The sequence below is a fragment of the Staphylococcus sp. FSL W8-1268 genome (assembly GCF_038003965.1).
Lineage (GTDB): Bacteria > Bacillota > Bacilli > Staphylococcales > Staphylococcaceae > Staphylococcus > Staphylococcus hominis.
Genome location: NZ_JBBOQE010000001.1, coordinates 933,582 through 960,015, shown reverse-complemented (window position 1 = coordinate 960,015; position 26,434 = coordinate 933,582). Strand labels below are relative to the sequence as shown.

The window sequence follows — 26,434 nt, the reverse complement described above, 5'->3', positions numbered from 1 at the left end:
AAGGAGGTATAGCTTATGAAAATATATACAACTTATGGAACTTATGACTATTTAAATCAAATTCGTTTAAATCATTCTGAGAATCATCTGTTTATTTATTCAACTAATGATTCTTCAGTCATTATCGAAGAATCCGAAGATAAATCTATACTTAAACATCCTACTACTTATGAAGTTATTAATGAAATAAATGAACTTAATAATCAACATTTCTATTCAGCTATCTTCATTCCAAGTTCAGATGATCATGTCAATCAACTAGAAAAACGTCTTTCAAATTTGAATTTAGATTTTAGTCAATTTGCTGGTTTTAAAAGTTATCGTTTCTTAAGACCTGAAGAAGGTACTACTTATAAAATTTACTTTGGCTTCGCTAGTCGTCAAACATACGAAGATTTTAAATCATCTGATATGTTTAATGATTATTTTTCTAAAGAAGCATTAAGACATTATTTTGGCTCAAGCAGTCAACATTCAAGTTATTTTGAAAGATATTTATATCCTATTAACGATTAACATAAAAAGAGGACGCTTAAGTATGTGTTTAATACATCTTAAGTTCCCTCTTTTTTTAATCTCTTAATAAAGTTTCCTGATATTGCAATTTTTTAATCGTACTTCTAATCGTCAACCATCCTACAATAAAGAATACAATTGCAAAAAAGAAGTATTTCATATAAAAAATGATAAAAATGATTGCGAAAATAATACCTATCATAATCATAAGGCGATATAAGAATTTTTCATATCCTTTGATTACTTCACTATCTGATACAGGCCAAACTTGAGGCCATAGTCCATACGCTTGCTGCGTATAAAACTGAGACATTTGCAATAAAATAATATACATAAATAAACTACCAATAATAATAGAAACAAGTGGATGAGACAGCCAAATCATAAGTACAAGTGCAATGATAACAAGTCGAAGAATAATACTTAATGCATCTTTCCCTCTTACAAAACTTCTCACAAATAAATAAAGATACATATTGTGCGAATTAAAACGGCGTCCTTTGGGTGTGGGTAAAAGAAAATCTAAATATTTGCGTCTTGCTGCATTTTCTTTTAAATGCTTAACATCAGTAAACATATTTACAAATTTATAATAATTTGTATGATGTCTTTCTTCTACTGAAATCAACTGTTCCCATGGAAATAACGCCTGACTCTTAAATTTAGGTATAAAATACGCCATGCCAAAGAAAATGATTGTTAGTAAAATGGCAAAATATAATTGATTCCCTAAAACTAGATAATACGTTATAAAATTAATTAAAAATATTAAGACATTTAATATCCATTGAGACAATCTCGCACGATACCATTGCCATTTTAAGCGTAATCCTAAAATAGGATGAATAAGCGCTAATACACTCATCACGATATAAGATACAACTAATTGTTGATTAAGCTTATAAAATAATGGAAACAATACAATTAATAACACTATTTGCAATATTATACGATTAAAATAACTATATCTTAGGCCTAATTTTATATAATCTTCCATATTCTTCTCAAAAGGAAGCAAAAATAACTTGTCAGCATCTTTTAAAAATGTTCGAAATGGAAAGATTGAAGTTAAAGCAATTACAACACTTGCTAAGAATGCATAATCTACATTTTTAGGAATATGTTGTAACCATTGACCATAACCTAATATAAAGGCTCCTAATAAAATAACTAAGAATACAGTAAAATGACCATTAAAAATAAATTTATTATAATAATGTTTTTCTTTCTTTATTGCATCATAACGTTGTTTAAATAATGCTATGGCTTCATTATTCATGTCGCTTGACCACCTTGCGTAACATGGATATAGATATCATCAAGAGTTTGATCTTTAAGACCCGTTTGTTCTCGTAGTTCCTCTAGATTTCCAAAAGCAACCACTTTTCCTTTATCTAAAATAATGAATCGATCACAATATCTTTCAGCAGTTGCAAGAATATGGGTACTCATTAGTACTGTACGCCCTTCATTTTTCTTTTCAACCATCAAATCAAGCATGGATTGTATACCTAATGGATCCAAACCAAGAAATGGTTCATCAATAATATAAAGTTCAGGATTGACAATAAATGCGCATATAATCATTACTTTTTGTTTCATGCCTTTTGAAAAATGGCTAGGAAAAACATTAAGTTCATTTTCAAGTCTAAATGTTTTTAGTAGAGGACGCGCACGTTTCATTGCTTCTTCCTTACTTATTTGATAAGCCATAGCAGTCATGGCTATATGTTCTTCTAATGTTAATTCTTCATAAATGACTGGTGATTCAGGAATATAGGATAGTTTACGACGGTAGATTTCAATATCATCAGTAATATTGGTATCTGAAATTGAAAGTGTTCCTTCTATTGGCGTTAATAATCCAAGCATGTGCTTAATTGTAGTACTTTTTCCAGCGCCATTGAGACCAATTAATCCTACTATCTCACCTTTTTTTAATTCAAAATTTATATTTTCAATAACAGGACGTTTACCATATCCTCCTGTTAAATGTTCAACTTTAACTGTCATAAGGCACCTCCATGAGTTATATTGTACCAAAATCATTATATAACTACTAAAGTTTGCTATAACTCATTAGCGAATTTTTAAAATAACAATGTTATAATAATGAGTAAAAATAGGTTAAAGGAGTGCATTTAATTATGTCAGAAACTGTTTTTGGTAAAATTCTTACTGGTGAAATTCCAAGCTATAAGGTTTATGAGAACGATTATGTTTATGCATTTTTAGATATTTCTCAAGTTACTAAAGGACACACACTTTTAATTCCGAAGAAAGCTTCTCCTAATATTTTTGAAACTGATGAAGAAACAATGAAACACATTGGAGTTGCTATTCCAAAAGTAGCAAATGCCATTAAAAAAGCATTTCAACCTGATGGATTAAATATTATTCAAAATAATGGTGAATATGCTGATCAGTCAGTATTTCATTTACATTTCCATTTCCTACCACGATATAAAGATGATATTGATGGTTTTGGTTATCAATGGGAAACTCATGAAAACGAAATTAGCGATGAACAGAAAAAAGATATTGCTGAACAAATTAAAGCTCAATTTGAATAATTCTGCATATTGAATATCATTTACGGGTAATATAAAATGAAATCAATATGTCGATGTAATAATTATAGTAAGTAACTTAAGTCAATCGTTACTTACTTCATAAAATGATATGATTTATTCTATAAACGACATAATAGTGAGGAGAATAAAAATGAAGGTTACACGTGTATTATTTGGTATCGGTGTGGGACTTGCTTCTGGTATTGCCGTATCATGGATGAATCGTGATCAACAAAGATATAATGCTAATGCCTCTGGACAAAAAGTTCCTACTGGTGCTCGCTCAGAATTAGAACGAGAAATCGAAACAATTAAACGTAGTTTCTATAATATTATTGATTATAGTAAGCAAGTGAAAAATGACGGTGTACAACAAGGCAGCGATATTGCAAACGAATTTAAGACTTTAATCGGAGATTTTAAATCTGATATCAATCCTAATATTGAAAAATTAAAATCTCATATTGAAAATCTTCAAAATCGTGGCGAAGAAATTAGTAATACATTTTCAGAAGATAAGAATAATAACAAATAGAACTCTAACATTGAGCTCAATTTGGCTATAAAGAAATTTATATTAATAGATTTCTTTATGGCTTTTTTTATAAATATACAATCTAATATAAAAACATTGTTCTATATTACAATAGCTATGAAAAATTATCTTGACGATAACTCAACTTAGTTAGATAATACCTATCGTATATTAAACGACCTATTTTCGAGGTGTAGTCATGTTTTTATGTAAACGTCATATAGATATTCATGCGCGATTTGGTGTTCCAAGAATTGCTTTTTTGAGTATTGTAACAACTATTATTGCGTTTTTAGTTAGTTATGAGATTATGTATTATTTTGTAAAAACGCCTTTATCAGATAAATACTTTTTACTTCTAATATTATTTATTATTCTTATGTACCCTATTCACAAAACAATACATTTATTTTTCTTTTTACCTTATATTCATGCATTTAGATGGCACAAGTTGAATAAGAAAAAATGGCTTCCTTATTTTAATACGTATGTGAATACGCCTGTCCGCAAGTTTTATTTTTGCATTAATCTTATTTTGCCATTTTTAATAATTACAAGCATTTTAATTTTCCTAACTTATCATTTTCCAAGTTATGGACACTATTTTATGTTCTTACTTGCCTTAAATCTTGGTTTATCAGTTATGGATTTTTTATATTTAAAAATTATTCTTTTTTCAAAAGAAGGACAATTTGTTGAAGAACACCAAACAGGTATTAATTTACTGACAAAAGTGCCCTTCCATTCAAATATCTAAGATATAAAGATGGTAATTATAAACGTATTCAATCAAAATTAAAATACAGTCTAGTGGTTATTTTGAATATATTAAAAAGTCTATGATATTGAATGATATTGTAGACTTTTTTTAAATTATTTTTCATCTAATACTTTAGTTGTAAATCATCTTTTATTAATTGGTGGAATAATTATATTATGTTATAGTAACTTTGTTAACATACACAAAGGAGCTATCAACTATGAAAATTATGAATAAACTCATTGTCCCTGTTACAGCAGGTGTTTTATTACTAGGAGGATGTAGTTCTGATTCTACAGATTCTAAAGATAATACATTAATTTCTTCAAAAGCTGGTAATGTAACCGTTAAAGATGTTATGGATAAAATTGGTAAAGATCAAATTGCCAGCACATCATTTAGTATTGAGTTAAATAAAATATTAGCTGATAAATATAAAGACAAAGTAGATACTAAGCGTATCGATGATGATATTAAAAAAGAAGAAAAACAATATGGTGGTAAAGATCAATTTGAAAGTATGCTAAAACAACAAGGTATGACACTTGATGATTACAAAGAACAGAAAAGACTATCTGCTTACCAAAAACAATTACTTAATGATAAAATCAAAGTTTCTGACAAAGAAATAAAAGATGACACTAAGAAAGCATCACACATTTTAATTAAAGTTAAATCTGATAGTGATAAAGAAGGTTTATCAGATAAAAAAGCAAAAGCAAAAGCTGAAAAAATTCAAAAGGAAGTTGAAAAAAATCCAAATAAATTTGATGAACTTGCCAAAAAAGAATCAATGGATTCTGCTTCAGCTAAAAAAGGCGGATCATTAGGTTATGTTATTAAAGGACAAATGGTCGATAAATTTGATAAAGCTTTATTTAAACTAAAAGAAGGTCAAATTTCTGACATTGTTAAAACAGAATACGGCTATCACATTATCAAAGCTAATAAAGAAGATGACTTTAACAAACAAAAATCTCAATTAAAAACAAAAATTATTGAACAAAAAGTTCAAAAAAACCCAAAACTATTGACTAATGCTTATAAAGACTTATTAAAAGAATACAACGTAGATTATAAAGATAGTGATATTAAAAAATCTGTAGAAGATACTATACTTAATCCAGAAAAATTAAAAGAACAACAAAGTAGTGGTGCTTCATCAGGATTATCTTCATAATTTTCATAAATCAAAAAGGTCGGAACAAATTGTTCCGACCTTTTTTCGCCTATTAATATTAATCTAACTTCTCTGGATTATAAAATTGACGGTTATCCATACCGAAGATTCTTTCAGTAAATTGTCCCTTTTCTGTTTTCTTAAATGCTTTATCAAACATATTCATTTTTGCATCAATATTGTCAATAAAGAATAAAATTTCTGCTTCTTTTAGATGTGGCAATTTAGGAGAACCAAACTCCATTTTTCCATGGTGTGCTAAAATCATATGTCGCAATAACATGACTTCTTCACTATCAATGCCAAGTTCTTTTGCCGTCTCAGCAACTTCATCACTTGCTATTGAAATATGTCCAAGCAAATTACCTTCTACCGTATACGTTGTGGCAACTGGTCCACTTAATTCTCTTACTTTACCAATATCGTGTAAAATAATCGCGCTATATAACAAACTTCTATTTAATAATGGATAGATATCACACAATGATTTTGCAATTTTTAACATTGTTAATACATGATAACTTAATCCTCCTGCAAAGTTATGATGATGAGAACTTGCTGCAGGATAAGTAAAGAATTTATCTTGATATTTTTTTAATAAATGACGCGTAATACGTTGTAAATGTGCATTTTCAATTTCTAAGATAAAATGTGATAACTCATCTTGAATTTCGTTAGGTGAAAGTGGCGCACCATCTACAAAGTCTTGTGTTTTCACTCCATCTTCTGCTGTTGCTAATCGAAATTGGTTGACTTTCATTTGTTTACGGCCACGATAGTTAATAACATCCCCTTTTACCCATACAATTATTTCTGGTTTAAGGATTTTCATATCATCTTTTGTGACAGTCCATAGTTTAGCTTCAATATCTCCACTTTTATCTTGAAGATATAATGTCATATAGTCTTTACCTTGTGCTGTTACACCTTGTGTTGCTCTGTGGATTAAGAAAAAATTCTCAACCGAATCACCAGGATTTAATTTTTCTACGTTTCTCATCGTTTACCGCCTTCCTCTTTTTTATTTAATATCAGCATTTCTCGAGAAGGAATCGTAGTATCTTTTGTACAAGTAAAGTACAATACTTGATGTTCTTGAGATAATTCTCTTAAATAGTTTAACATCATTGATTTTCTTTGTTTATCAAAATGTACGAATGCATCATCAATGATAATTGGGAAAGGATAATATGGTTTCAACACCTTAATTAAACTAAGTCTTAATGAAATATATAGCAACTCTTTCGTTGATTGACTTAATTCAAGTGGATGATACATTTGTCCATTTCGATGTTTAACTTTAATTGAATCATTTTCATAAGTAATTAGATTATACTTACCATCAGTTAATGTTTTGAAAATATTAATGGCTTCATCTATCACATATGGTAGTCGTTTATCTTTAATTTGTTTAATGTGCTCATTAATTAGTGTCTCAAGATAACTTAAGCTTGCCCAATCTTTAGCAATATCATTCATTCTATTTTTTAAATTATAATATTGATGGCGCAATTGAGATAGTGTTTTATCTGTTTCCATTTGATGAATACGTGAAGAAAGTTCACTCACTTCAGTTTGTTTCTCCAAATATTTATCATTATAATCATCAACTTGTTGAGCTAACATTTGATCTTCTTCTTCTAATTGAGCAGTTGTTTTTTCACTTAAAACAGAACTATCTTCATAAGAGAATTCATGATTACTCAAATAGGTAGATAAATCATTGAATCGTGATAGTTTTTGTTGATAACGTTGATAAGCTTCGTAATGTTGATAATATTGTTCTTCATTTTGCACTTCGATATATTTAAACAACTCGTTTATAGTTGTTTTATTTTCATCCAAACGACTTTCTAACTGTTTTAATTCTTTACTTAATAAGGTTAATTGATTTCGTAATTGCGTTTTCTTTTCTTTTTTACTTTCATACTGAGAAATCCAACGTTTCAAATCATTAAATAATGAAATTTTATTAAACTCATCGAAACTATCTTTAGTAACATCCTGGGCATAATCATAGAAGTTAATTAAATTTTGGTTTAACTCTATGTTCTCTAATAATAATTTATTAAGTTGTTTATCATTAGCTTTAAGTTGATTCATTGTTTTCAAAATATCTACTAAACGTTCATCTGACATTTTATCTGATACTTTAATGTCTTGTTTGACTTCGGAAATATCCTGTGCTAATGCATCAATTGAAGACTGAATATCTGATAAAATTGAATGTTGATGGTTAAGTTTATTAGAAAGTACTGTTTTAGTATTATTAGCATTATTCCAACGTTCACGCAATTGGTACTGATCATCTAGATTGAAATCTAAATCGTATTTATCTTCGAGTGCTTTAAGTTGTTGTTCTAAATCACTAATTTCCTCACTAATTGTTTCACTATAATCAATATCTTTATTTTTACTAAAGAATAAACCTACTAAAAATATCACAGTAAGAATTGCAAAAATAATACTAAAAGTGATACTAGTTGTAATAAATGCAAAAATAGTCAAACCAACACTTATCAAAGCCAAAATGATAAAGCTGATTTTCAACCATCGATATTGTTTTTGTTTTCTTTCTTTTTCTGATTCAAAGGAGGCTTTTAATTTTGAGTATAAACTTTCTTTTTCATGTAATTCTATTTTTTGCTGATTATATTCTTTTTTCTTTTCAAGTGCTGTTTCAGAAACGAGTTCACTTTCCAATGACTTAATTTCCTTTTCAATTTCCTTTTTTTCAATATTATGCTCACCAATCATACGTTCAACTTGTTGCTTTTGATTTAATTGATGATTATGATTTTTAATTTTTTCACTTATATAATCTTTCATTGTTTCAGAAGTATCCGCTTCATGATAAACTTCATTCCAACCGATATCATCTTTTAATGTTTGCTGAGAATGTTCAAAAGTTTCTATTTCCTTTTTTAAAGCCTTAGATTTTAATTCAGATTGTTTGATATCACTCTCTTGTTGATAAAGATGATACATATCACTTACAGTTCTATCCTCAGGCATCTGAATTAAATTAAATTCATTTTCTAGTTGTCTTATCTTCTCATCCCTTAATCCTATATCTCGATCAAGTGATTGTTTATATTTTAATGCAGTTTCATATCGTTCAATACCTTGTTCTGGGAACTTCAACGGTTCGATATTTAAATGATACTCAAGTGATTTCCATTCTTGCGCATGAGCATGAAGCCCTAACTGCTTTTGCTTATTTTCATGCATTTTTGATAATTGCTTAAGATTTTCTTTTAAATGAGAAAGATGGCGTTCTGATTTATCTTTTTCATCTATAAGACGTTGATATTCGTCTAATTTGGTTTCTTCATCTCTTATTTGTGCTTCTAATTGTTTTAGTTGTTCAATTTGTTGGTTTAGAATTGGGTTCTTTCCAGCTTTTTTATAAAGCGTAGTCTTTTTCTGATTAACAATTTGCCCCATAGATGTAAATTCGGAAGATCCTAAAGCACCAGCTTCTAATAAATAGCTTTGTAATTGTTGTTCGTCTAAATTTCGGTGAATATCTTGTAAACCAAGTACATTAAATGAAAATATTCCTTGATATGTCTTTTTTGAAATATAGTTTAATTTCTTCTTAAGCCATGCTTCATCTCTTATCAATCCATTTTCTAAATAAACTTTTACATCACCTTGAGCACTACCTTTTACACGCTCAACTTCAATTTCAGATTTGTCGTCTAAAATAAGCGTTAGCTTGCCCCCATACTGATTTCCCAATCTAGGTTCTAAACGCGGTTCTTTTTCTTTCTTTGTGGGAAAACCAAATAAAATTGAATGAATAAATGATTGTATGGTTGATTTACCTGCTTCGTTTTCCCCATAAATTTCAGTAAAAGTCTGATTTAATTCAATCTTACGTTGTACGAATTGACCATAACCGTATATTTCAAGTGATTTAATAATCAATTTCTTCACCTCTCATATCTGCTTTCAATATTTTCTCAGCTCGATGAATGAGTTTTGCCTTATTGAAAGTGGTGTAGTCTTCTAAATATTTTGAAGCTCTTGGATTTAAATATAAATCTGTCATTGCCTCTTCAAACACTTTGTCATCGTTTATGAGTTCTTTAGAAAATTCATTTATAAGAGGTGTTTCTTCATTCTGTATATAATTAAGAATCATATCTTCAATGACAATAAAATCATGTTCATTTTCTTCATATTCACTAATCATTTCTCTTATTTGAAGAATATCTTGTGTTGATAAAATTTTGTCATTATCTATATTAATCGTCAATCTATAAAATGCTTTACCTTGTTCACGAACTTGTTTCTTAAACTTTTGAATTTCCTCATAGATACCTTGTTTTGAAATTTTATCAGTCTTAATTGTAGCTTCTTCAAAACGTATAAACTGAGTTGGTATAAAAGTTGTTTCAAGATGTAGATGATCCCCTTCTACAAGCAAACAACCTTTAGTTCCTATTTCACCAAAGTGGCGACCTTGAATGTTACCTGAATAATGAATAGGCGGCATATCACTTAGTTCTTGACGTTGATGAATATGACCGAGTGCCCAATAATGATACAGTTTATGATTAAGATCTTCTAACATAAATTCAGTATAACGCTGTTTTATTTTAGATTTACTATAAGTCCCATGAAGCATTCCTATATGTATACCATTACTTCCTTGACTAGATGGATATTCATCAATTTTATTTTCATAACTTGTATTGTTTTGATAACTAAAACCATGAATATAAATTTGTTCTCCAGCTTTAGTAATCGCTTGATAGGTTTCAACACGGTTTGAAAATACTGATACATTATTAGGCCAATTATCTGTAATTCTAGTTGTTAAAGGATCATGATTCCCATGACATATGTATACAAATATTTGTTCTTTTTCTAGACGTTTAAATTGCTCTTTTAAAAAAATTTCAGCACGTAATGTGCGATTTTCACTATCAAATAAATCTCCTACAATTAACATAAAATCAACATCTTCTTTTAATGCTACATCTACAATTTTTTTAAAGCTCTCATAGGCACTTTTTTGTACATCTTCGAAAATACTTGTCGATAATTGTTGTTTAGATTTAAAAGGGCTATCAAGATGCAAATCTGCACAGTGAATAAATTTAACCATTAATTTAAGCTCCTTAAATGTTTGATAAGGTATCTTTATGTATTACTATATTTTACCATATCTTATGAATATGGGTCGATGAACTTTGACATAAAAAAACTACGCAATTTTATGAAAAAATCGCGTAGTATCCATTACTTAAATTATTAATTAGTCAACGTAAATTTCGTCTAAAGGTTTTACAATAATTTGATTAATTTCTTGGAAAACTTGACTCATTTTTTGTTCTGCTTGCATTAATTGTGAAATATTTTCATCTTTTTCAATAGCTTGAGCTTGTTCTTGAGCTTTAGCTAATTCTTCTTCAGGAATTTCTTGACCTTGCATTTGTTTTTGTTGGAAATTCATTTGAGTTTCACGGAACTCATCGAATAATTTTTTAGATTCTTCATTTTCTTTAACTTTAGCAAAAGCATCTTTAATAGCTTTGTATTCATCACTATCTCTTAATGCTTGTTCTAGTTGATTTGCATGATCATATAAATTTACTGCCATTTTAAATTGCACTCCTTCGTGTAATAATGATGTTTTGACAACTCTTTAATACCATAACATATTATGATTAGTTATACAAAAATTGCGATTAAACCTTGGAAAAGGCCAATAATACCACCTAATATAAATCCTAATAAGGTAATTAATTTTAATTCTTTATTAGCAATTTCAATAATCAACTTTTCAATGTAATCTAAATCAAATGTATTGATTTGATCTTCTACTAATTTACGTAGATTAATTTTTTGCATTATAGTTGAGAGATGTTTGGATGCTTGACTAATAATAAGTTGTGTAACTTTATCTGATAACGTTGTCTCTAAATATTGCATTAATCTTGGTGATAGTTGATTAAGTGGTTTATCTATTTTTTCATTTAAATTTAAATATGAAGTAATAAGTAATGTAACTGAGTCTGATAGTTTTGAAAATTGAGCCTCATCAATGATTTTCTTAAGTGGTTGTCGTTTCAGCGTCTCATATTCATTATCAATCACTTGGTTTACAATACGTTTTGCTTTAGGATGATTGGTTAAACGAATCAATTCATGTTGGATTCTATCTGCAATACTTTCTTTTGTCATAAACATTTGTAGTAATCCAACGATTTTACCTTTTTCATCAAAAAATGTATCAAGCATGTCATAAATATCACGAGCGCCTTTATCAGAGGACAAATAAACACGTGCTCTTTCGCATAATAAATCTCCTAATGGCTCGACTTTCTTATCAATTATTCGCTTAGTTTCTTTTGATAGTAACTTAATCACTTCTTCATTTCGATGATCATTATAAAAAGCTAATAGCTTGTGTGAAATTGTATCTTCTAATTTCTCATTGACTAAGTAATCAATTTTAATATCAAATTTCTCAGCAAAGTAACGAATTGTAGCTTGATCACTTTTTAATTTCGTTATTTGCTCCTTAACTAATTTATTAATCGTTTCTTTAGTTTTTGTTTCATTTAGTTTGTTGTGAATCAATGTTTCTGTAATGAGATGTTCTTCAATCACTTGTCCTATCTTTGTTGCAATTTCATCTCTTCTTTTAGGTATTAAACCAGGTGTAAATGGAATTCGCATATTAAATATATAATGCGCTTTATAGGGGTGAAACAACATTCTAATAGCTATAACATTCGTGACACCGCCAATGATTGCTCCTATTACTATCATAAAGATGACTACTAATACTGCTTGCATTTAAATAACTCCTTAATTTTTATATAAGCAATAGCAAAATTATACCATGACAAATGTAAACTTCATAACTTAATTGTTCAACGTACATTTATATTTACAAATTTTTGAAATAAAAAAATAATGAATTCATCGCAAAATGACAGTGAATTCATTATTAATTGAAAATAGTGATTCAGTTGAAAGTCAACTCTTCTATCACTATATCTTATTTATATTAAAATTAAACGTGCATTAATTCTTCTTTAGCATTTCTATTAAAGTAAGTTTCTGCTTCTCTTAATTTAGATGTTCCAAAAATAGGTTGTTTTTCAGGATTAAGCACTCTATAGATATTACTTACTTTATTACTTTGTAAAATAAATCCATTACGAGTTTCCATTGTATTCCAATAAATATCACTTGTTGTAGAATGATTAGGATATGCACAATGGTTTCTTGAAATTGTTTGTACAATTTCTAATGGATCACAACCAAATGTGTTATTTAAAACATCTGAATCTCTAAATAAAGCACAAATTGATACACAAGTTGTCCAGTTTGGTAATACCCGTTCTTTTTCGATTTGAACAAGTGTTTTTTTAGAAAGACCTATTGTTTGTGCCATAGTATCTTGTGTGTATCCTGCTTCAATACGCACCATTTTAAATTTTGTTTGAATTAAATCTGTAAAACTCTGTCTATCCATTACTCTTCTCTACCTTTCTAATAGGAGTTATTTTATCCGGACGCAAGAAATTGCAATAATACACATTTCTTGAAACACAAATTACATCTTAATATATTTTCAATAAAATGAAAAGAGAAATTTTTGTTTTTACGTATAATTTTATAAATGGCAAAATTATCAAAATAATTAAAATAATAATATAAGTCATTTATTTATTATTATCCTATTTTAAAAATACCGTCTTTATTTCTAATAGACCTATTCAATTTATATTAATTTATTTTCAATAGCATATATAGCAGCTTGTGTCCGATCTGAAACTTGCAATTTATTAAATATATGACTGACATGTGTCTTAACTGTTTTCTCAGATACAAATAAACTTTTTGCAATGTCTTTATTTGTCTTACCTTTCACCATTTCTTTTAATACTTCCATCTCTCTTTTAGATAATTTATTATTAAAGTGTGGTTTTTCATGCATTGCATCAATTACATTTTTAGCTTTTGGATGTATTATTTTCTCATTATTTAATACTTTAGTAATAGTAGCAATCAGCTTTTGTGGTTCAACATCTTTAATTTCATAACCATCAGCACCTTCATTAATGGCAGACATAACATATTCATCATCCACATAACTTGTAAGCACTAACACTTTTATGTAAGGGTAATATGTTTTTATATAATGCGTCACTTCGATACCATTCATATTAGGCATAACTAAATCTAATAATACTAAATCAGGAATATTATTCTCATTTAAATATTTAATAAATGCTTCACCATCTGAAAAACTTGCTTGTATATCTAAACCCTCAACTGTTGAAATTAGAAATTCTAGTCCTTGTCTAACGATGTGATGATCATCGATTAAAACGATACTTGCCAAATTTATCACCTACTTTAAATTGGAATATTAAGATAAATAGTTGTCCCCATTAGTTTATCTGATTGTATGTTAAATTCTCCATCTAAACTATGAATACGTTGTTTTATATTTTTTAGACCATGCGTCGTTTGATTTAAGTCATCACGCACATTAAATCCTTTTCCATCATCATAAATTTTAATATATAATTGATTTTCATTTTGTTGAATGTTAATAGATACATGATTCGTTTGTGCATGTTTCTTCGTATTATTTAGAGCTTCTTGAATCATTCGATACACATTTTCTTCAACTAAATTGGATAATTTAATCAATCCTCTTACTTCGATGTTTAATTTTAAATCTAACATATTCGCATAATGTTCAATCGCATTCACTAATCCATGTTCTAAACCAATTGGCTTAAGTTGCCAAATTAACGCACGCATTTCATTTACTGCGTTTTGACTTGTATCTTCAATCAACTTAAATGCTTTTTTAGCTGTTCTATCCTCTGTGATATCATGTGCAGCATGAGCTGTTAGTTTTAATGAAAAAAGCATTTGGTTAACTGAATCATGTAAATCACGTGCTAGTCGATTTCGTTCACTTGTGCGTGCTGCTTCTTTTTCTTGGTCTGTTAAGTATATACGTTTAATTGCAGAACCGATTTGTAAAGCTACTGATTCTAATAACTCTAAATCATCTTGACTATATACTACAGTATGAGGTGTCGCGACATTTAATAATCCATACTGTTCATCTCCTGATCTAAGTGGTACTGTCGCATGATGCGTAATAAGATAATCATCTTTTTGACTTTCTTGGTTAGCTAAATTGATTCTTGAACAATTTATAATATTAGATGCTTTTGTTAAATTTTTATGATGATAAGCATTGACACACCAACACGTACCATTGTTTAAATACTTACAATTATTATTTTTTAATGAATGAGGTAAGTCAGTGCTAGCTACAAGTTCTTGTTCACCTTTTTTATTGATAAAAAAAATCCAACCTGTTGTAAAATTGCTGCCATTGATTAAATAATCCAATGCTTTATTCATCATATTATATAATTCAGTTTCTTCATTTAGATATTCAGCAATTTCTTTTAATAATGCTAAACGTGTCGGTTTCTCCATATTTTCGCCCCATTTTGTTATTTTGCATTTATTATTATATCGTTCATTTTTTAAATTTAAAAATAGACTAATGAAAACATTTATAATTATCATTGTAAATTATGATATGATTAAACAGAATATAATAGGAGGATATTATGAAATTCAATGTACCTGAAACTTTCAATAATTATACGTTACGTGAAATTTTTCAAAAGTTAAAACTACCAAAAAAAGATTTACACCAATTAAATATGTCTAAAGATATCACGATTAATCAACAATCTAGTAAATTGACAGATAAAGTTGTCACAAATGATGTTGTTTATATTCCTACCCCTAAAGAAAAAAGTAATTATTTACCAAGTTATCGTTACGCACAGATTGCATATGAAGATAACGATTTAGCGATTGTGGTAAAACCTAAAGGGGTTAAAACTCATCCAAATGATTTAAAAGAAAGCAATACACTAATGAACCATGTTATCTATACCATGGATAGCGACTACGTTGAACCGATTCATCGTCTAGACCAAGAAACTGTGGGGTTATTAATTGTTGCTAAAAATCCTTTAATGAAAAAAATACTAGATAGAATGCTTGAAGAGAATCAAATTACCCGTATTTATCGTGCAAATGTAAAAGCATTACTACCTCTAAAACCACAAACAATTGATATGCCAATCGGTAAAGATAAATTTCATCCCAATAAGCGTCGTATTTCTAATACCGGGCAACGAGCTATCACTCATATCTTAACATCAAAAATGATTAAAGAAGGCATTTGTCAATTGGAAATAAAATTAGATACAGGACGTACTCATCAAATACGTGTACATTTAGCAGAAATTGGTCATCCTGTCATAGGTGATCCATTATATGGAGATGCTACCTTACGTCAATTAGAATTGAATAGTTATAAGATAGAATTCACTCATCCACTTACTCAAGAATTGATTTCTGTAAGTTTAGATGATGAATAAATTTTAAAAATGCTCCTTTTAGATAACGCAGATCAAAGCATTATCTTTAAAAGGAGCATTTCAATTGGTAATGTTATTTTAATGAGGATCGACCATATCTTCTGGTTTAATCCATTTCTCGAATTGTTCTTCTGTAACATAGCCAGAATTAATTGCTGATTCTTTAAGTGTTAAACCTTCCTTATGAGCTTTTTTAGCTATTTGAGCCGCTTTTTCATATCCAATATGAGGATTTAGTGCAGTTACAAGCATTAATGATTGATTTAAATAATGATTGATATTTTCTTCAATTGGTTCAATACCTATAGCACAATTTTCATTAAATGTTTCCATTCCATCAGCTAATAAGTAAATAGATTGCAATGTATTATGAAGAATCACAGGTTTAAATACATTAAGTTCAAAATTACCTTGAGAACTCGCTATACCTACTGTCGTATCATTTCCTATCACTTGTACTGCAACCATTGTTAGCATTTCACATTGTGTTGGATTAACTTTGCCTGGCATAATTGATGAACCTGGTTCATTTTCTGGAATCGAAATTTCTGAAAGTCCGGCTCTAGGTCCTGAAGCAAGCCATCTTATATCATTTGCTATTTTCATTAAGTCTGCTGCCAATGCTTTTAGTGTTCCATGAAGTTGCACCACTTCATCATGTGAAGTTAAAGCATGAAATTTATTTTCAGATGAAACAAATGCATAACCAGTATGTTCTGAGATATATTTAGCTACTTTATCTCCAAATTCTGGATGTGCATTAATTCCTGTTCCAACTGCTGTTCCACCAATAGCTAAATTTAAAATATGTTGTTTAGATTCAGCCAATAATTGTTCACATTTATCTAGCATATAACGCCATCCACTAATTTCTTGTCCTAATCGAATTGGAGTAGCATCTTGTAAGTGAGTTCTACCAATTTTAATAATTGATTGATATTGGTTTTCTTTTTCTTTAAACGTGTCTCGTAAATTTTTTAAAGCAGGTTCTAATTTCGTTTCAATTTCATGGTATAAAGCAACATGCATCGCTGTTGGGAAAGTATCATTCGAACTTTGAGATTTATTAACATCATCATTGGGATGAATTGATTCCTCGCTATTATGTTCTTTTAAGTACTCATTAGCCACATAACTTACGACTTCGTTTACATTCATATTACTTTGAGTACCGCTTCCAGTTTGCCATACAACTAAAGGAAAATGACCATCAAGTTCTCCTTTTAAAATTAAGTCACAAGCATAAATGATAGCATCTTTCTTAGTATCACTTAATTTTCCTAATTCATGATTAGCAAGCGCAGCACCTCTTTTTAACTGAGCAAAACCATAAATCACTTCAATAGGCATATGTTCTTTACCTACTGGAAAGTTACGCTTACTTCTTTCAGTTTGTGCGCCCCAATATTTATCAGATGGTACTTCAATTTCACCAAACGTATCATGTTCAATTCTTACAGACATTCAATAATCCCCCTTATTTATGATTTAGTAATAGTATATCATTAATAAAATTAATGTAGCAATTCGAATATAAAGCGGTTTCATTTATAAAATAAAACACATGAAGTTGTATTACTTCACGTGTTTAAGAATTAAATCTTATTCATATTTATATTTTACTGCTTTTACAACTGAAATAGCACTTATTATATACAAAATAGCGCTTATGACCAGCGTAACAGGACTTATCTTTACTAATATACCTAAACCCCCACCTAAACTTCGATAAAAATCATTAAGTGTATATGCCAAGATTCCGGTTACAATTAATATACATATCACACTAATCATAATTCCTTTTTGATTACTCTTAATGAATGGATGAGCAGTTGCATTATCGATTAAATCTTTTGATAAATTCAATTGTAATTGAATCACTTTAAATAACACTGGTAGATAGAGTGCTCCTAGAGCAATGGGAAAACCTTTAATAGAAATTAAGCTAACAATGATTGTAATAATTGTTAAAGGTAGCCAATACTTATGTAACATATTTTTATCTCCTTCATTTTCATTAAAATATATTGTATCATAAGTTGTATTACATAAAAAAAGCATTTTAATTAATCTACCGAAGCAATTAATTAAAATGCTAAAATATATTAATTTAAATCTGAACGCGCTTCTGAATCATGTGTTTGATTATATTTATCTTCATCATTTTCTTCAGAAATCTGTTCCATTTCTTTTCCTAATGCTTCTAAATCATTCATATTTTGAACCATTGCATTTTCGTCTTCATGATAATTACGTTTACTATCTTTACTCATAAAAATAACCTCACAATAAAATTAAATATTATGCAAATCTCGCTGTGAAGTATTCTTTAACATCTTCTGGTAATCCATCAGCAGCAGCTCTGTCTAAAACAACTGTTACCATACGATGTACTTTTAAATCAGCTGGTAAAAAGTTTGATTTACCATTTTCTTCATATAATCGTTTGATAACTTCACTTTTTTCAGCACCAGTTACAACTAAGATAATTTCACGTGCTTTCATCAAACCTTGACGAATATTAACATCTAAATGTCCAGTGTTATCGATTGAAACAACTTGTAAAGTCAGTTTCCCTTTATTTTCTTTTGTTTTAATTCTATCATTGATTAATGATTCGGCATCATCATCAAGACTAATAGAATATACTTGCTCAGAAGGTACACCTAAAGCTTCATAGAACGAATGATTATCATCATAATCAAGAATATTAATTTGACTAAAATCTACAGCGTTACGATCAACTGACTTTTTTAGTTCATCTAATACAGGTGCAGAATCCTTGTTTAAATGGAATCCAGCAATGGTAGTTGGGTTATTGTTAAATTGTTTTCTAATAATATCTCCAGCATAATCTGCTGCATGTTGTTTATCTTCAAATACTTTAAAATTCATTGCCATAATAATTACACTCCTCTAAATGTAAAGTTCAACTAAAATAATTCATTTATTTACTAAATTACCCTATTTAAGGGGATATCAAACTATTTTAAAATTTTTATAATAATTCATTAATAAATATAACATTTTTTATTCTATTATAGTAATTAATTTTAAATTCTACTTTAATCCTGGGAAATTTTGTTGTCGCAATGCTTCATAAATCAATAAAGCAGCAGTATTAGATAAATTTAAAGAGCGAATATGATCACTCATAGGAATTCTTAAAGCAGTATCTGCATACTTCTCTTTCACCCAATCTGGTAAACCTGTCGTTTCTCTACCAAAAATAAAATAATTTTCTATTTCAGTATTTGAAAAATCAAAATCACTATAAGTTTGTTTACCAAATTTAGTAAGTAAATAATATTTACCATTTGTCACTTCGAAAAATGATTCAATATTTTCATGATAAGTGATATTAACATGTTCCCAATAATCTAATCCAGCTCGTTTTAGCATCTTGTCATCTGTACTAAAGCCTAATGGTTTAATTAAATGCAAGTGTGTATTAGTACCTGCGCATGTACGTGCGATATTTCCAGTGTTTGCAGGTATTTCTGGTTGGAATAACACAATATGATTTGTCATTTTATTTCCTCATTTCTAGTCCTTTTCTCATTTCAACTTGAACTTCTTCAATCTCATTATCATAGTGCTCATAAATAAATGTTCTTGCATCATTGCCAAGTATTTGACCAATAGCCCAATATGCTGTTCCTCTTATCATGGGTCTTGGATCATTCAATGCTACTTCCTTTAATTCAGGAATAGCCGCTTCTTCACCAAAATGTGCAAGTGCAATAATTGCATTCCGCTGTATAGGTTTTTTACCTCTCCATGCTCCTGCCAAATGACCATAAGTATTTTTAAATTCTTTATTACTCATTTGTAACAATGGAACTAAACGTGGCTTTAATATTTCAGGTTCTAAAATAATATCTTCGTGGGTTGTATTAATACCTCTATTTTTCGGACAAACTTGTTGACAAGTATCACAACCATAAAGACGATTACCGATTTTATATCGATACTCATCTTTTAAATATCCTTTAGTTTGAGTTAAAAAGCTGATACATTTTTGAGAATTCAGTTGACCATTCCCTACTAAAGCGCCCGTTGGACATCTATCTACACAAATTGTACAATCTCCACAACTGTCTAATATAGGATCATCTGGTTCAAAAGGAATACTAACTAACATTTCTCCTAAATATGTCCAAGTCCCTAGTTTTGGATTAATAACAAATCCATTTCTACCAATGAATCCTAATCCTGCTCTTTCAGCTACAGCGCGATCTGAAAGTACGCCAGTGTCAACCATGCTTTTTATTTCGACATCAGGGACCTTAGATTGAATAAATTCACTTAATTTATCTAATCTTTTTTTCATAATTGAATGATAATCTTGACCCCAAGAGGCTCTCGCAAACATTCCTCTTCTATCGCCTTTTACACTTTTCGGCGCTCCCTTTAGCTTATTTGGATAACCAACAGCAATAGCTATGATAGAACGCGCTGTGGGTAAAGATAATTTAGGTTCTGTTCGCAGCGCAATATCTGATTCTTCAAAACCTGATGCATAACCTTTTTCATGATAATCTACTAACTTTTGTTTCAGTTCATCGAAAGGATCAGCGGTAGTAAAACCAATACTATCTATACCAATGGAATACGCATAGTCAATGATTTCCTGTTTAAGTTGATGGTTCATCAACACTCTTGCCTCCTATAAAAAAGTCCATAGAACATTTTAACATAATCTTAATTTTTTATGATATTAAATATTTTTATAAATAAAAAAGAATCTGAGATATACTTTGAAGTGTCTCAGATTCTTTAACTTTGAGAATTTCATAAAGAAAGTCTATGTTTATAATTCAGAATACATTCTATCTTCTTTTCTTAATTAACTTTTATTACTTTTTAGACATAAAACCTTATAAATGTTTTATTAGTCTTTACATACAACATGCTATAATACTTTCGCCAAAAAGTTTTTAGTTCTTTCATGTTTGGGATGATTAAATAATTGATCAGGTGTTTCACTTTCAACGACATATCCATCTGCCATAAATATTACTTTATCACCAACATCTTTAGCAAAACCCATTTCATGAGTTACAACCACCATTGTCATACCCTCTTTAGCTAAATCTTTCATAACTTTAAGTACTTCATAAACAACTTCAGGATCAAGTGCTGATGTTGGCTCATCAAATAATATGACATCTGGATGCATAGCTAAAGCTCTTGCTATTGCTACCCTTTGTTTTTGTCCGCCAGAGAGTTGAGAAGGATATGCATTAGCTTTCTCTTCAAGCCCTACTTTTTTTAGAAGTGCTTTACCTTCAATTTCTAGCTTTTTTAAATCAACATTTTTTAACAACTTAGGTGCTAAAATGACATTTTCTAATACTGTTTTGTGAGGAAATAAATTGAAATTTTGAAATACCATTCCCATTTTTTGACGTAATTCATTTAAATTTATATTTTTATGTGTTAATTCTTTTCCTTCAAAAATCACTTTTCCATTTGATGGAGTTTCTAATAAATTCATACATCTTAATAATGTACTTTTACCACTTCCTGATGGCCCTATAATTGCTACAACTTCTCCTTTATTAACCTCTAAATTAATATCTTTGAGTACTACATTTTTATTAAATGACTTATTTAAATTTTGAACTTTAATCACTGGCTTTCATTCTCCCTTCGATTAAACTCATACCTCTAGACAATGTAAATGTTAAAATAAAGTACATTATCGCAGCGATAATTAACGGTGTAAAAGGATCAAATGAAATACCTTGTACAACCTGAGCGTTAAACATAATTTCTCCTACTCCAATAGTAGAAACAATAGATGATTCTTTAATTAGTGTTACAAATTCATTACCTAGTGCTGGTAAAATATTTTTAATTGCTTGGGGTAAAATGATATATCTCATTGTTTTAGAATAATTTAATCCTAAACATTGAGCTGCCTCTGTTTGCCCTTTATCAACACCATTAATTCCAGCTCTAAATATTTCTGCAATATAAGCAGAAGAATTAATAACTAGTGCGATAGTACCACATACTAATGCTGAAACATCTAAACCTAGAACAGCTGTCGTTCCAAAGAAAACTAAAAATACTTGAACTAACATCGGTGTTCCTCTTAAAAATTCTATGTAAATAGAGGCAATCCATGACAGCAATTTAAACTTACTCAATTTAGCTAAAGCAATTAAAGCTCCTAATACTGCTCCTAATACTACACCAATCATTGATATTAAAATTGTATTTTTAAGTCCTTTGATGAAAAATGCACCATACTTATCAAAAAAGCTACTATCGTCTTGCATATCTTTAGAAGCTTTGTCCATGTATTTGCTAATTAAATGTTGGTCATTGACTTCCTTAATAGATTTATTGACATTTGCTAAAAGAATAGGTGAATTTTTTGGCACAGCTATGACATTATCTTTCTTTTCTTCATTAAAATTCACATTGGCTATCATTAAGCTGTTATTTTGTTTTACATATGCTTCAGCAACGGGTTTTTCTATTACTAACCCTTCTACCTTATTACTTTTAACTGCAAGAATAGCATCAGGTAGACGATTTAATGAACTAATGTCTGCATTCTCTATTTCTTGTTGAGCAATTTTTTCTTGTTCAGTCCCTTTTTGTGCCGCAACTTTTTTATTAGAAAAGTCTTTTAATGTATGAAATTTATTTTTATCGCTTTTTCTAATAAGCATTACATTGCCCGTTTTAGTATAAGAATCCGAGAAATCAACTTCTTTCTTTCTTTCTGGTGTTGAAGTCATACCAGAAATAATAACATCAATTTTTCCCGTTTTTAATGCACCGAGTAAACTATCAAATTGCATATTCACAATTTTTAATTTTAAGTGATTATCTTTAGCAATTTTTTTAGCTAAATCAATATCTATACCTACGTATTCACTCTTACCTTTTACAGTCTTTTCAAATTCAAATGGTGCATAATCAGCTGATAATCCTACCCTTAATTCTCCACTTTCCTTAATTTTTTCCCATTTTGCATCTTGATCAGCATGAGCCATAGGTTCTATATTTATAAAGGTCAAACTAATTAAGATTGCTATGATAATTGTTTTAAACATATATTTCATATAGCAACCTCCTATAACTTTTTAATTATTATACATAATAAAGAATTAATATGCAATAAAAATTTTAAACAAAAAAAGCATCTATAGTAATATAGATGCTTAAATACCATTAAAATAATATTATTGATGTGTAATTTCAAATCTATAAATATTATCATTATAAGATGGTATAAACTTTTTGCATAATTCATGAATAATAAAAGCACTAATGAATGGAACAATAAAATAACCTAATGCTAATAGAATAATATTAAATGTCGAATCACCCGGCATTCTATTAAACGCATTAATTGGACCAACTAATCCTGTATAACCAAATCCAGCTGATAATGGTGTTCCTTTTATACCAATGAAGTATGTTAACAAACCTGAAATAATACCATTAATGGTTAATGGTATTGCAATGATTAAATGTTTTAAATAAACAGGAATCATCATCTTCGCAGCGCCAATAAATAAAACTAAATTGACACCAACTGAATTAACACGTAAAGAACCAAAGAAAAAAGTAACGCATGCAGCAACAATTCCCATGTTTGCTGCACCACTACCTAACCCATTTAAACTAATAGCTGTAGCAATAGCAACTAGAGAAATTGGCGTAACCATTAGTAGTGAAAATGTCACACTTATCAAGATAGACATAATTAGAGGATTAAATTCAGTAAATGAATTAATCATATGTCCTAAACTTTTTGTAATAATTTGTATATATGGCAAAGTCGTTAATCCAATTAATCCGCTGACTACTGGAATAAATACAGGTAAAATAATCATTTCTAAAGAACCAAATTTTCCTTGTAATAATAAATATAAAGCACATGCGATAATAATAACTAAAATCACGTTTATAATATCGCCAATTCCTTTTAATGCAATACCATTTGCATTCATTTGTATAGCTCCAGAGCCTAACATTGCTGATACACCTATCATACTAGCACCCGCACCACTAAATTTGAATTGATGTGCTGCCAGTATTCCAATAATAAATGCCATAAACGATTGAATAATTGTCACTAATTGAAAAACAAGCTCTAAATTTGGATGTTGATCTTTAAATAATTTTAGTAGTTCTCCTAAAAGTGCATTAGGAAGTAATGCAATAACTACTCCTGCACCAACTGCATTAAGAATATTACTAAAAAAATATTTTAAGTTTATTCTAGTTCTACTCATAATAGCCTCCATTTTTAAATATTAGCTATATAATATTATATTATACCGTTTTATACAATATAAAATAAGTAGTTAAAAAATGATCAAATAAAAAAGGATTAAGTAGAGTGTTCTACTTAATCCTTTTAACTCCATTAAATACCGGCGGTCGGGGTCGAACCGACACTCCAATAAAGGAACGGGATTTTGAGTCCCGCGCGTCTGCCAATTCCGCCACGCCGGCTTAATATAGATAAATAAAAAACTTCCCTATGGAAGCAATTATGGAGCGGAAGATAGGACTTGCACCTATATCTTGTTCCGGGAAGGAACATATTCTAAAAGTTGAACTACTCCCGCATTGTATCAAATTATGGAGCGGAAGATAGGACTTACACCTATATCTTGTTCCGGGAAGGAACATATTCTAAAAGTTGAACTACTCCCGCATTATATTAAATTATGGAGCGGAAGATAGGACTTACACCTATATCTCATTCCGGGAAGGAATGTGTTCTAAAATTGAACTACTCCCGCATAGCACATGGAGGCGGCAACCGGATTTGAACCGGTGATAAAGGTTTTGCAGACCTCTGCCTTACCACTTGGCTATGCCGCCAATAAAAACTGGGCTAGCTGGATTCGAACCAGCGCGTGACGGAGTCAAAGTCCGTTGCCTTACCGCTTGGCTATAGCCCATTAATAATAAAGGGCGGTTGATGGGAATCGAACCCACGAGTGTCGGAACCACAATCCGATGCGTTAACCACTTCGCCACAACCGCCATGGCAGGGACAGTAGGAATCGAACCCACATCAAAGGTTTTGGAGACCTCTATTCTACCGTTGAACTATGTCCCTATTTATAATGGTGGAGGGGGGCAGATTCGAACTGCCGAACCCGAAGGAGCGGATTTACAGTCCGCCGCGTTTAGCCACTTCGCTACCCCTCCGTTAAGATGGTGCCGGCCAGAGGACTTGAACCCCCAACCTACTGATTACAAGTCAGTTGCTCTACCAATTGAGCTAGGCCGGCAAGAAATGGTTCAGGACAGAATCGAACTGCCGACACATGGAGCTTCAATCCATTGCTCTACCAACTGAGCTACTGAACCATATATATTAAAATGATTAAATGGCGGTCTCGACGGGAATCGAACCCGCGATCTCCTGCGTGACAGGCAGGCGTGTTAACCGCTACACTACGAGACCAAAACAAATTGCGGGAGGCGGATTTGAACCACCGACCTTCGGGTTATGAGCCCGACGAGCTACCGAACTGCTCCATCCCGCGATAATAATAATGGCGGAGGAAGAGGGATTCGAACCCCCGCGGCCCGTTAAGGCCCTGTCGGTTTTCAAGACCGATCCCTTCAGCCGGACTTGGGTATTCCTCCACATTTTATAGGTAAATTGCTATTAAATTATTAGATGGCGGTCTCGACGGGAATCGAACCCGCGATCTCCTGCGTGACAGGCAGGCGTGTTAACCGCTACACTACGAGACCAAATACGGAGGAAGAGGGATTCGAACCCCCGCGAGCCGTTAAGCTCCTGTCGGTTTTCAAGACCGATCCCTTCAGCCGGACTTGGGTATTCCTCCAAAATTATATGGACCTTGCAGGACTCGAACCTGCGACCGAACGGTTATGAGCCGTTAGCTCTAACCAACTGAGCTAAAGGTCCAAATTTTAATTCTACAACTAATAATTAGTGGCGGTGGAGGGGATCGAACCCCCGACCTCACGGGTATGAACCGTACGCTCTAGCCAGCTGAGCTACACCGCCGTTATATAGTTTGTAAATGATTTAAATGGTGGAGACTAGCGGGATCGAACCGCTGACCTCCTGCGTGCAAAGCAGGCGCTCTCCCAGCTGAGCTAAGCCCCCATAATAAATTTTAAAATTTCCTATCGGGAAGACAGGATTCGAACCTGCGACCCCTTGGTCCCAAACCAAGTGCTCTACCAAGCTGAGCTACTTCCCGTAAGAGAACGCGCCCGATAGGAGTCGAACCCATAACCTTTTGATCCGTAGTCAAACGCTCTATCCAATTGAGCTACGGGCGCAAAATAATAATAATGCCGAGGACCGGAATCGAACCGGTACGGTGATCTCTCACCGCAGGATTTTAAGTCCTGTGCGTCTGCCAGTTCCGCCACCCCGGC

At 30.6% G+C, this 26,434-nt stretch carries 25 protein-coding genes and 22 tRNA genes; 6 read left to right on the top strand and 41 right to left on the bottom strand.

What is annotated here, in order from left to right; genetic code table 11:
* Positions 1-15 precede the first annotated feature (15 nt).
* The gene (locus NST64_RS04990; RefSeq protein ID WP_002449647.1) at positions 16-516 is read left to right on the top strand and encodes a hypothetical protein; all 501 of its coding nucleotides are present in this window, start codon (positions 16-18) and stop codon (positions 514-516) included.
* A 55-nt stretch (positions 517-571) separates the two neighbouring features.
* On the opposite strand, the gene ecsB is transcribed toward NST64_RS04990, so the two are convergent.
* Both ecsB and ecsA read right to left on the bottom strand, forming a co-directional pair.
* Complete coding sequence (gene ecsB / locus NST64_RS04985; protein ID WP_002449661.1) at positions 572-1,795, bottom strand: ABC transporter permease EcsB; 1,224 nt, start codon at positions 1,793-1,795, stop codon at positions 572-574.
* Complete coding sequence (gene ecsA / locus NST64_RS04980) at positions 1,792-2,529, bottom strand: ABC transporter ATP-binding protein EcsA (RefSeq protein WP_002449630.1); 738 nt, start codon at positions 2,527-2,529, stop codon at positions 1,792-1,794. The genes ecsB and ecsA overlap by 4 nt, the downstream gene beginning before the upstream one ends.
* 134 nt (positions 2,530-2,663) lie before the next feature.
* Here ecsA and NST64_RS04975 point away from each other — a divergent pair, with 134 nt between their 5' ends.
* The 4 genes from NST64_RS04975 to prsA all read left to right on the top strand — a co-directional run bounded on the left by NST64_RS04975 (position 2,664) and on the right by prsA (position 5,564).
* Positions 2,664-3,089: an HIT family protein gene (locus tag NST64_RS04975; protein WP_002449628.1), complete on the top strand. Its 426-nt coding sequence runs from the start codon at positions 2,664-2,666 to the stop codon at positions 3,087-3,089.
* 151 nt (positions 3,090-3,240) lie between these two features.
* Positions 3,241-3,624, top strand: a complete 384-nt coding sequence (locus NST64_RS04970) for a YtxH domain-containing protein (RefSeq protein WP_002449632.1) — start codon at positions 3,241-3,243, stop codon at positions 3,622-3,624.
* Positions 3,625-3,823: 199 nt separating this feature from the next.
* Positions 3,824-4,381: a DUF3267 domain-containing protein gene (locus NST64_RS04965; RefSeq protein ID WP_002449649.1), complete on the top strand. Its 558-nt coding sequence runs from the start codon at positions 3,824-3,826 to the stop codon at positions 4,379-4,381.
* Positions 4,382-4,604: 223 nt separating this feature from the next.
* Positions 4,605-5,564 carry a peptidylprolyl isomerase PrsA gene (prsA, locus tag NST64_RS04960; protein ID WP_002449639.1) on the top strand — a complete coding sequence of 320 codons (960 nt, stop codon included), beginning with the start codon at positions 4,605-4,607 and terminating at the stop codon, positions 5,562-5,564.
* Between the two features lie 58 nt (positions 5,565-5,622).
* Here the strand turns inward: prsA and yhaM are convergent, their stop codons facing one another.
* From yhaM to NST64_RS04920, 8 genes are all read right to left on the bottom strand, one after another.
* Positions 5,623-6,564 carry a 3'-5' exoribonuclease YhaM gene (gene yhaM, locus NST64_RS04955; RefSeq protein WP_002449625.1) on the bottom strand — a complete coding sequence of 314 codons (942 nt, stop codon included), beginning with the start codon at positions 6,562-6,564 and terminating at the stop codon, positions 5,623-5,625.
* A complete protein-coding gene (locus NST64_RS04950; protein WP_107632355.1) occupies positions 6,561-9,497 on the bottom strand; it encodes an AAA family ATPase in 2,937 nt (978 codons plus the stop codon). The genes yhaM and NST64_RS04950 overlap by 4 nt, the downstream gene beginning before the upstream one ends.
* Positions 9,487-10,683, bottom strand: coding sequence for a metallophosphoesterase family protein (locus tag NST64_RS04945; RefSeq protein WP_002449617.1), 1,197 nt, complete (start codon positions 10,681-10,683; stop codon positions 9,487-9,489). Before NST64_RS04945 ends, NST64_RS04950 begins: the two co-directional genes overlap by 11 nt.
* A 150-nt stretch (positions 10,684-10,833) precedes the next feature.
* Positions 10,834-11,178 carry a YlbF/YmcA family competence regulator gene (locus tag NST64_RS04940; RefSeq protein WP_002449654.1) on the bottom strand — a complete coding sequence of 115 codons (345 nt, stop codon included), beginning with the start codon at positions 11,176-11,178 and terminating at the stop codon, positions 10,834-10,836.
* 71 nt (positions 11,179-11,249) lie between these two features.
* A complete protein-coding gene (locus NST64_RS04935) occupies positions 11,250-12,380 on the bottom strand; it encodes a DUF445 domain-containing protein (RefSeq protein WP_002488440.1) in 1,131 nt (376 codons plus the stop codon).
* Between the two features lie 220 nt (positions 12,381-12,600).
* A complete protein-coding gene (xdrA, locus tag NST64_RS04930) occupies positions 12,601-13,065 on the bottom strand; it encodes an XRE family transcriptional regulator XdrA (protein ID WP_002449642.1) in 465 nt (154 codons plus the stop codon).
* A gap of 249 nt (positions 13,066-13,314) precedes the next feature.
* Positions 13,315-13,938: a response regulator gene (locus tag NST64_RS04925; RefSeq protein WP_002449659.1), complete on the bottom strand. Its 624-nt coding sequence runs from the start codon at positions 13,936-13,938 to the stop codon at positions 13,315-13,317.
* A 14-nt stretch (positions 13,939-13,952) separates the two neighbouring features.
* Positions 13,953-15,062 (bottom strand): GAF domain-containing sensor histidine kinase, encoded by a 1,110-nt coding sequence (locus NST64_RS04920; protein ID WP_002488425.1) that lies wholly within the window; start codon positions 15,060-15,062, stop codon positions 13,953-13,955.
* Positions 15,063-15,199: 137 nt separating this feature from the next.
* Between NST64_RS04920 and NST64_RS04915 the strand changes: the two genes are divergently transcribed.
* Positions 15,200-16,024, top strand: coding sequence for an RluA family pseudouridine synthase (locus NST64_RS04915; RefSeq protein WP_002449623.1), 825 nt, complete (start codon positions 15,200-15,202; stop codon positions 16,022-16,024).
* A 78-nt stretch (positions 16,025-16,102) separates the two neighbouring features.
* Here NST64_RS04915 and fumC read toward each other — a convergent pair whose 3' ends face one another.
* The 31 genes from fumC to NST64_RS04760 form a co-directional block, all read right to left on the bottom strand.
* Positions 16,103-17,488: a class II fumarate hydratase gene (gene fumC, locus NST64_RS04910; RefSeq protein WP_077700531.1), complete on the bottom strand. Its 1,386-nt coding sequence runs from the start codon at positions 17,486-17,488 to the stop codon at positions 16,103-16,105.
* A gap of 138 nt (positions 17,489-17,626) precedes the next feature.
* Entirely contained in the window at positions 17,627-18,019 is a 393-nt protein-coding gene (locus NST64_RS04905; RefSeq protein WP_002449658.1) for a hypothetical protein, read from the bottom strand.
* 110 nt (positions 18,020-18,129) lie between these two features.
* A complete protein-coding gene (locus tag NST64_RS04900; RefSeq protein WP_254388735.1) occupies positions 18,130-18,303 on the bottom strand; it encodes an SAS053 family DNA gyrase inhibitor in 174 nt (57 codons plus the stop codon).
* 22 nt (positions 18,304-18,325) lie between these two features.
* Entirely contained in the window at positions 18,326-18,925 is a 600-nt protein-coding gene (locus tag NST64_RS04895) for a 6-phosphogluconolactonase (RefSeq protein ID WP_002449669.1), read from the bottom strand.
* 159 nt (positions 18,926-19,084) lie between these two features.
* Positions 19,085-19,555 (bottom strand): tRNA (uridine(34)/cytosine(34)/5-carboxymethylaminomethyluridine(34)-2'-O)-methyltransferase TrmL, encoded by a 471-nt coding sequence (trmL, locus tag NST64_RS04890; RefSeq protein ID WP_002449676.1) that lies wholly within the window; start codon positions 19,553-19,555, stop codon positions 19,085-19,087.
* A 1-nt stretch (position 19,556) separates the two neighbouring features.
* Positions 19,557-20,678 (bottom strand): tRNA epoxyqueuosine(34) reductase QueG, encoded by a 1,122-nt coding sequence (gene queG / locus NST64_RS04885; RefSeq protein ID WP_002449664.1) that lies wholly within the window; start codon positions 20,676-20,678, stop codon positions 19,557-19,559.
* Positions 20,679-20,939: 261 nt separating this feature from the next.
* Positions 20,940-21,662, bottom strand: a complete 723-nt coding sequence (locus NST64_RS04880; RefSeq protein ID WP_002449645.1) for an amino acid ABC transporter ATP-binding protein — start codon at positions 21,660-21,662, stop codon at positions 20,940-20,942.
* Complete coding sequence (locus tag NST64_RS04875) at positions 21,655-23,109, bottom strand: ABC transporter substrate-binding protein/permease (protein WP_340731098.1); 1,455 nt, start codon at positions 23,107-23,109, stop codon at positions 21,655-21,657. The genes NST64_RS04880 and NST64_RS04875 overlap by 8 nt, the downstream gene beginning before the upstream one ends.
* A gap of 120 nt (positions 23,110-23,229) precedes the next feature.
* Positions 23,230-24,288 (bottom strand): PTS transporter subunit IIC, encoded by a 1,059-nt coding sequence (locus NST64_RS04870; RefSeq protein WP_107632356.1) that lies wholly within the window; start codon positions 24,286-24,288, stop codon positions 23,230-23,232.
* Between the two features lie 139 nt (positions 24,289-24,427).
* Positions 24,428-24,511 (bottom strand) — tRNA-Leu (locus NST64_RS04865).
* A 41-nt stretch (positions 24,512-24,552) separates the two neighbouring features.
* Positions 24,553-24,627: transfer RNA gene (locus tag NST64_RS04860), tRNA-Gly, on the bottom strand.
* Between the two features lie 14 nt (positions 24,628-24,641).
* Positions 24,642-24,716 (bottom strand) — tRNA-Gly (locus tag NST64_RS04855).
* Between the two features lie 14 nt (positions 24,717-24,730).
* Positions 24,731-24,804: transfer RNA gene (locus tag NST64_RS04850), tRNA-Gly, on the bottom strand.
* An 8-nt stretch (positions 24,805-24,812) separates the two neighbouring features.
* Positions 24,813-24,886, bottom strand: a tRNA-Cys gene (locus tag NST64_RS04845).
* An 8-nt stretch (positions 24,887-24,894) separates the two neighbouring features.
* Positions 24,895-24,966: transfer RNA gene (locus tag NST64_RS04840), tRNA-Gln, on the bottom strand.
* A gap of 12 nt (positions 24,967-24,978) precedes the next feature.
* A tRNA-His gene (locus NST64_RS04835) sits at positions 24,979-25,051 on the bottom strand.
* Positions 25,052-25,053: 2 nt separating this feature from the next.
* Positions 25,054-25,127: transfer RNA gene (locus NST64_RS04830), tRNA-Trp, on the bottom strand.
* An 8-nt stretch (positions 25,128-25,135) separates the two neighbouring features.
* A tRNA-Tyr gene (locus NST64_RS04825) sits at positions 25,136-25,219 on the bottom strand.
* A 7-nt stretch (positions 25,220-25,226) separates the two neighbouring features.
* Positions 25,227-25,302, bottom strand: a tRNA-Thr gene (locus tag NST64_RS04820).
* A gap of 6 nt (positions 25,303-25,308) precedes the next feature.
* Positions 25,309-25,381: transfer RNA gene (locus tag NST64_RS04815), tRNA-Phe, on the bottom strand.
* Between the two features lie 21 nt (positions 25,382-25,402).
* Positions 25,403-25,478 (bottom strand) — tRNA-Asp (locus NST64_RS04810).
* Between the two features lie 8 nt (positions 25,479-25,486).
* Positions 25,487-25,560, bottom strand: a tRNA-Met gene (locus NST64_RS04805).
* Between the two features lie 10 nt (positions 25,561-25,570).
* Positions 25,571-25,663: transfer RNA gene (locus NST64_RS04800), tRNA-Ser, on the bottom strand.
* Positions 25,664-25,698: 35 nt separating this feature from the next.
* Positions 25,699-25,774: transfer RNA gene (locus NST64_RS04795), tRNA-Asp, on the bottom strand.
* Positions 25,775-25,779: 5 nt separating this feature from the next.
* Positions 25,780-25,869, bottom strand: a tRNA-Ser gene (locus tag NST64_RS04790).
* A gap of 9 nt (positions 25,870-25,878) precedes the next feature.
* Positions 25,879-25,952, bottom strand: a tRNA-Ile gene (locus tag NST64_RS04785).
* A gap of 28 nt (positions 25,953-25,980) precedes the next feature.
* A tRNA-Met gene (locus tag NST64_RS04780) sits at positions 25,981-26,054 on the bottom strand.
* 26 nt (positions 26,055-26,080) lie between these two features.
* Positions 26,081-26,156: transfer RNA gene (locus NST64_RS04775), tRNA-Ala, on the bottom strand.
* A gap of 23 nt (positions 26,157-26,179) precedes the next feature.
* Positions 26,180-26,253 (bottom strand) — tRNA-Pro (locus NST64_RS04770).
* An 8-nt stretch (positions 26,254-26,261) separates the two neighbouring features.
* Positions 26,262-26,335, bottom strand: a tRNA-Arg gene (locus tag NST64_RS04765).
* Between the two features lie 13 nt (positions 26,336-26,348).
* Positions 26,349-26,434, bottom strand: a tRNA-Leu gene (locus NST64_RS04760).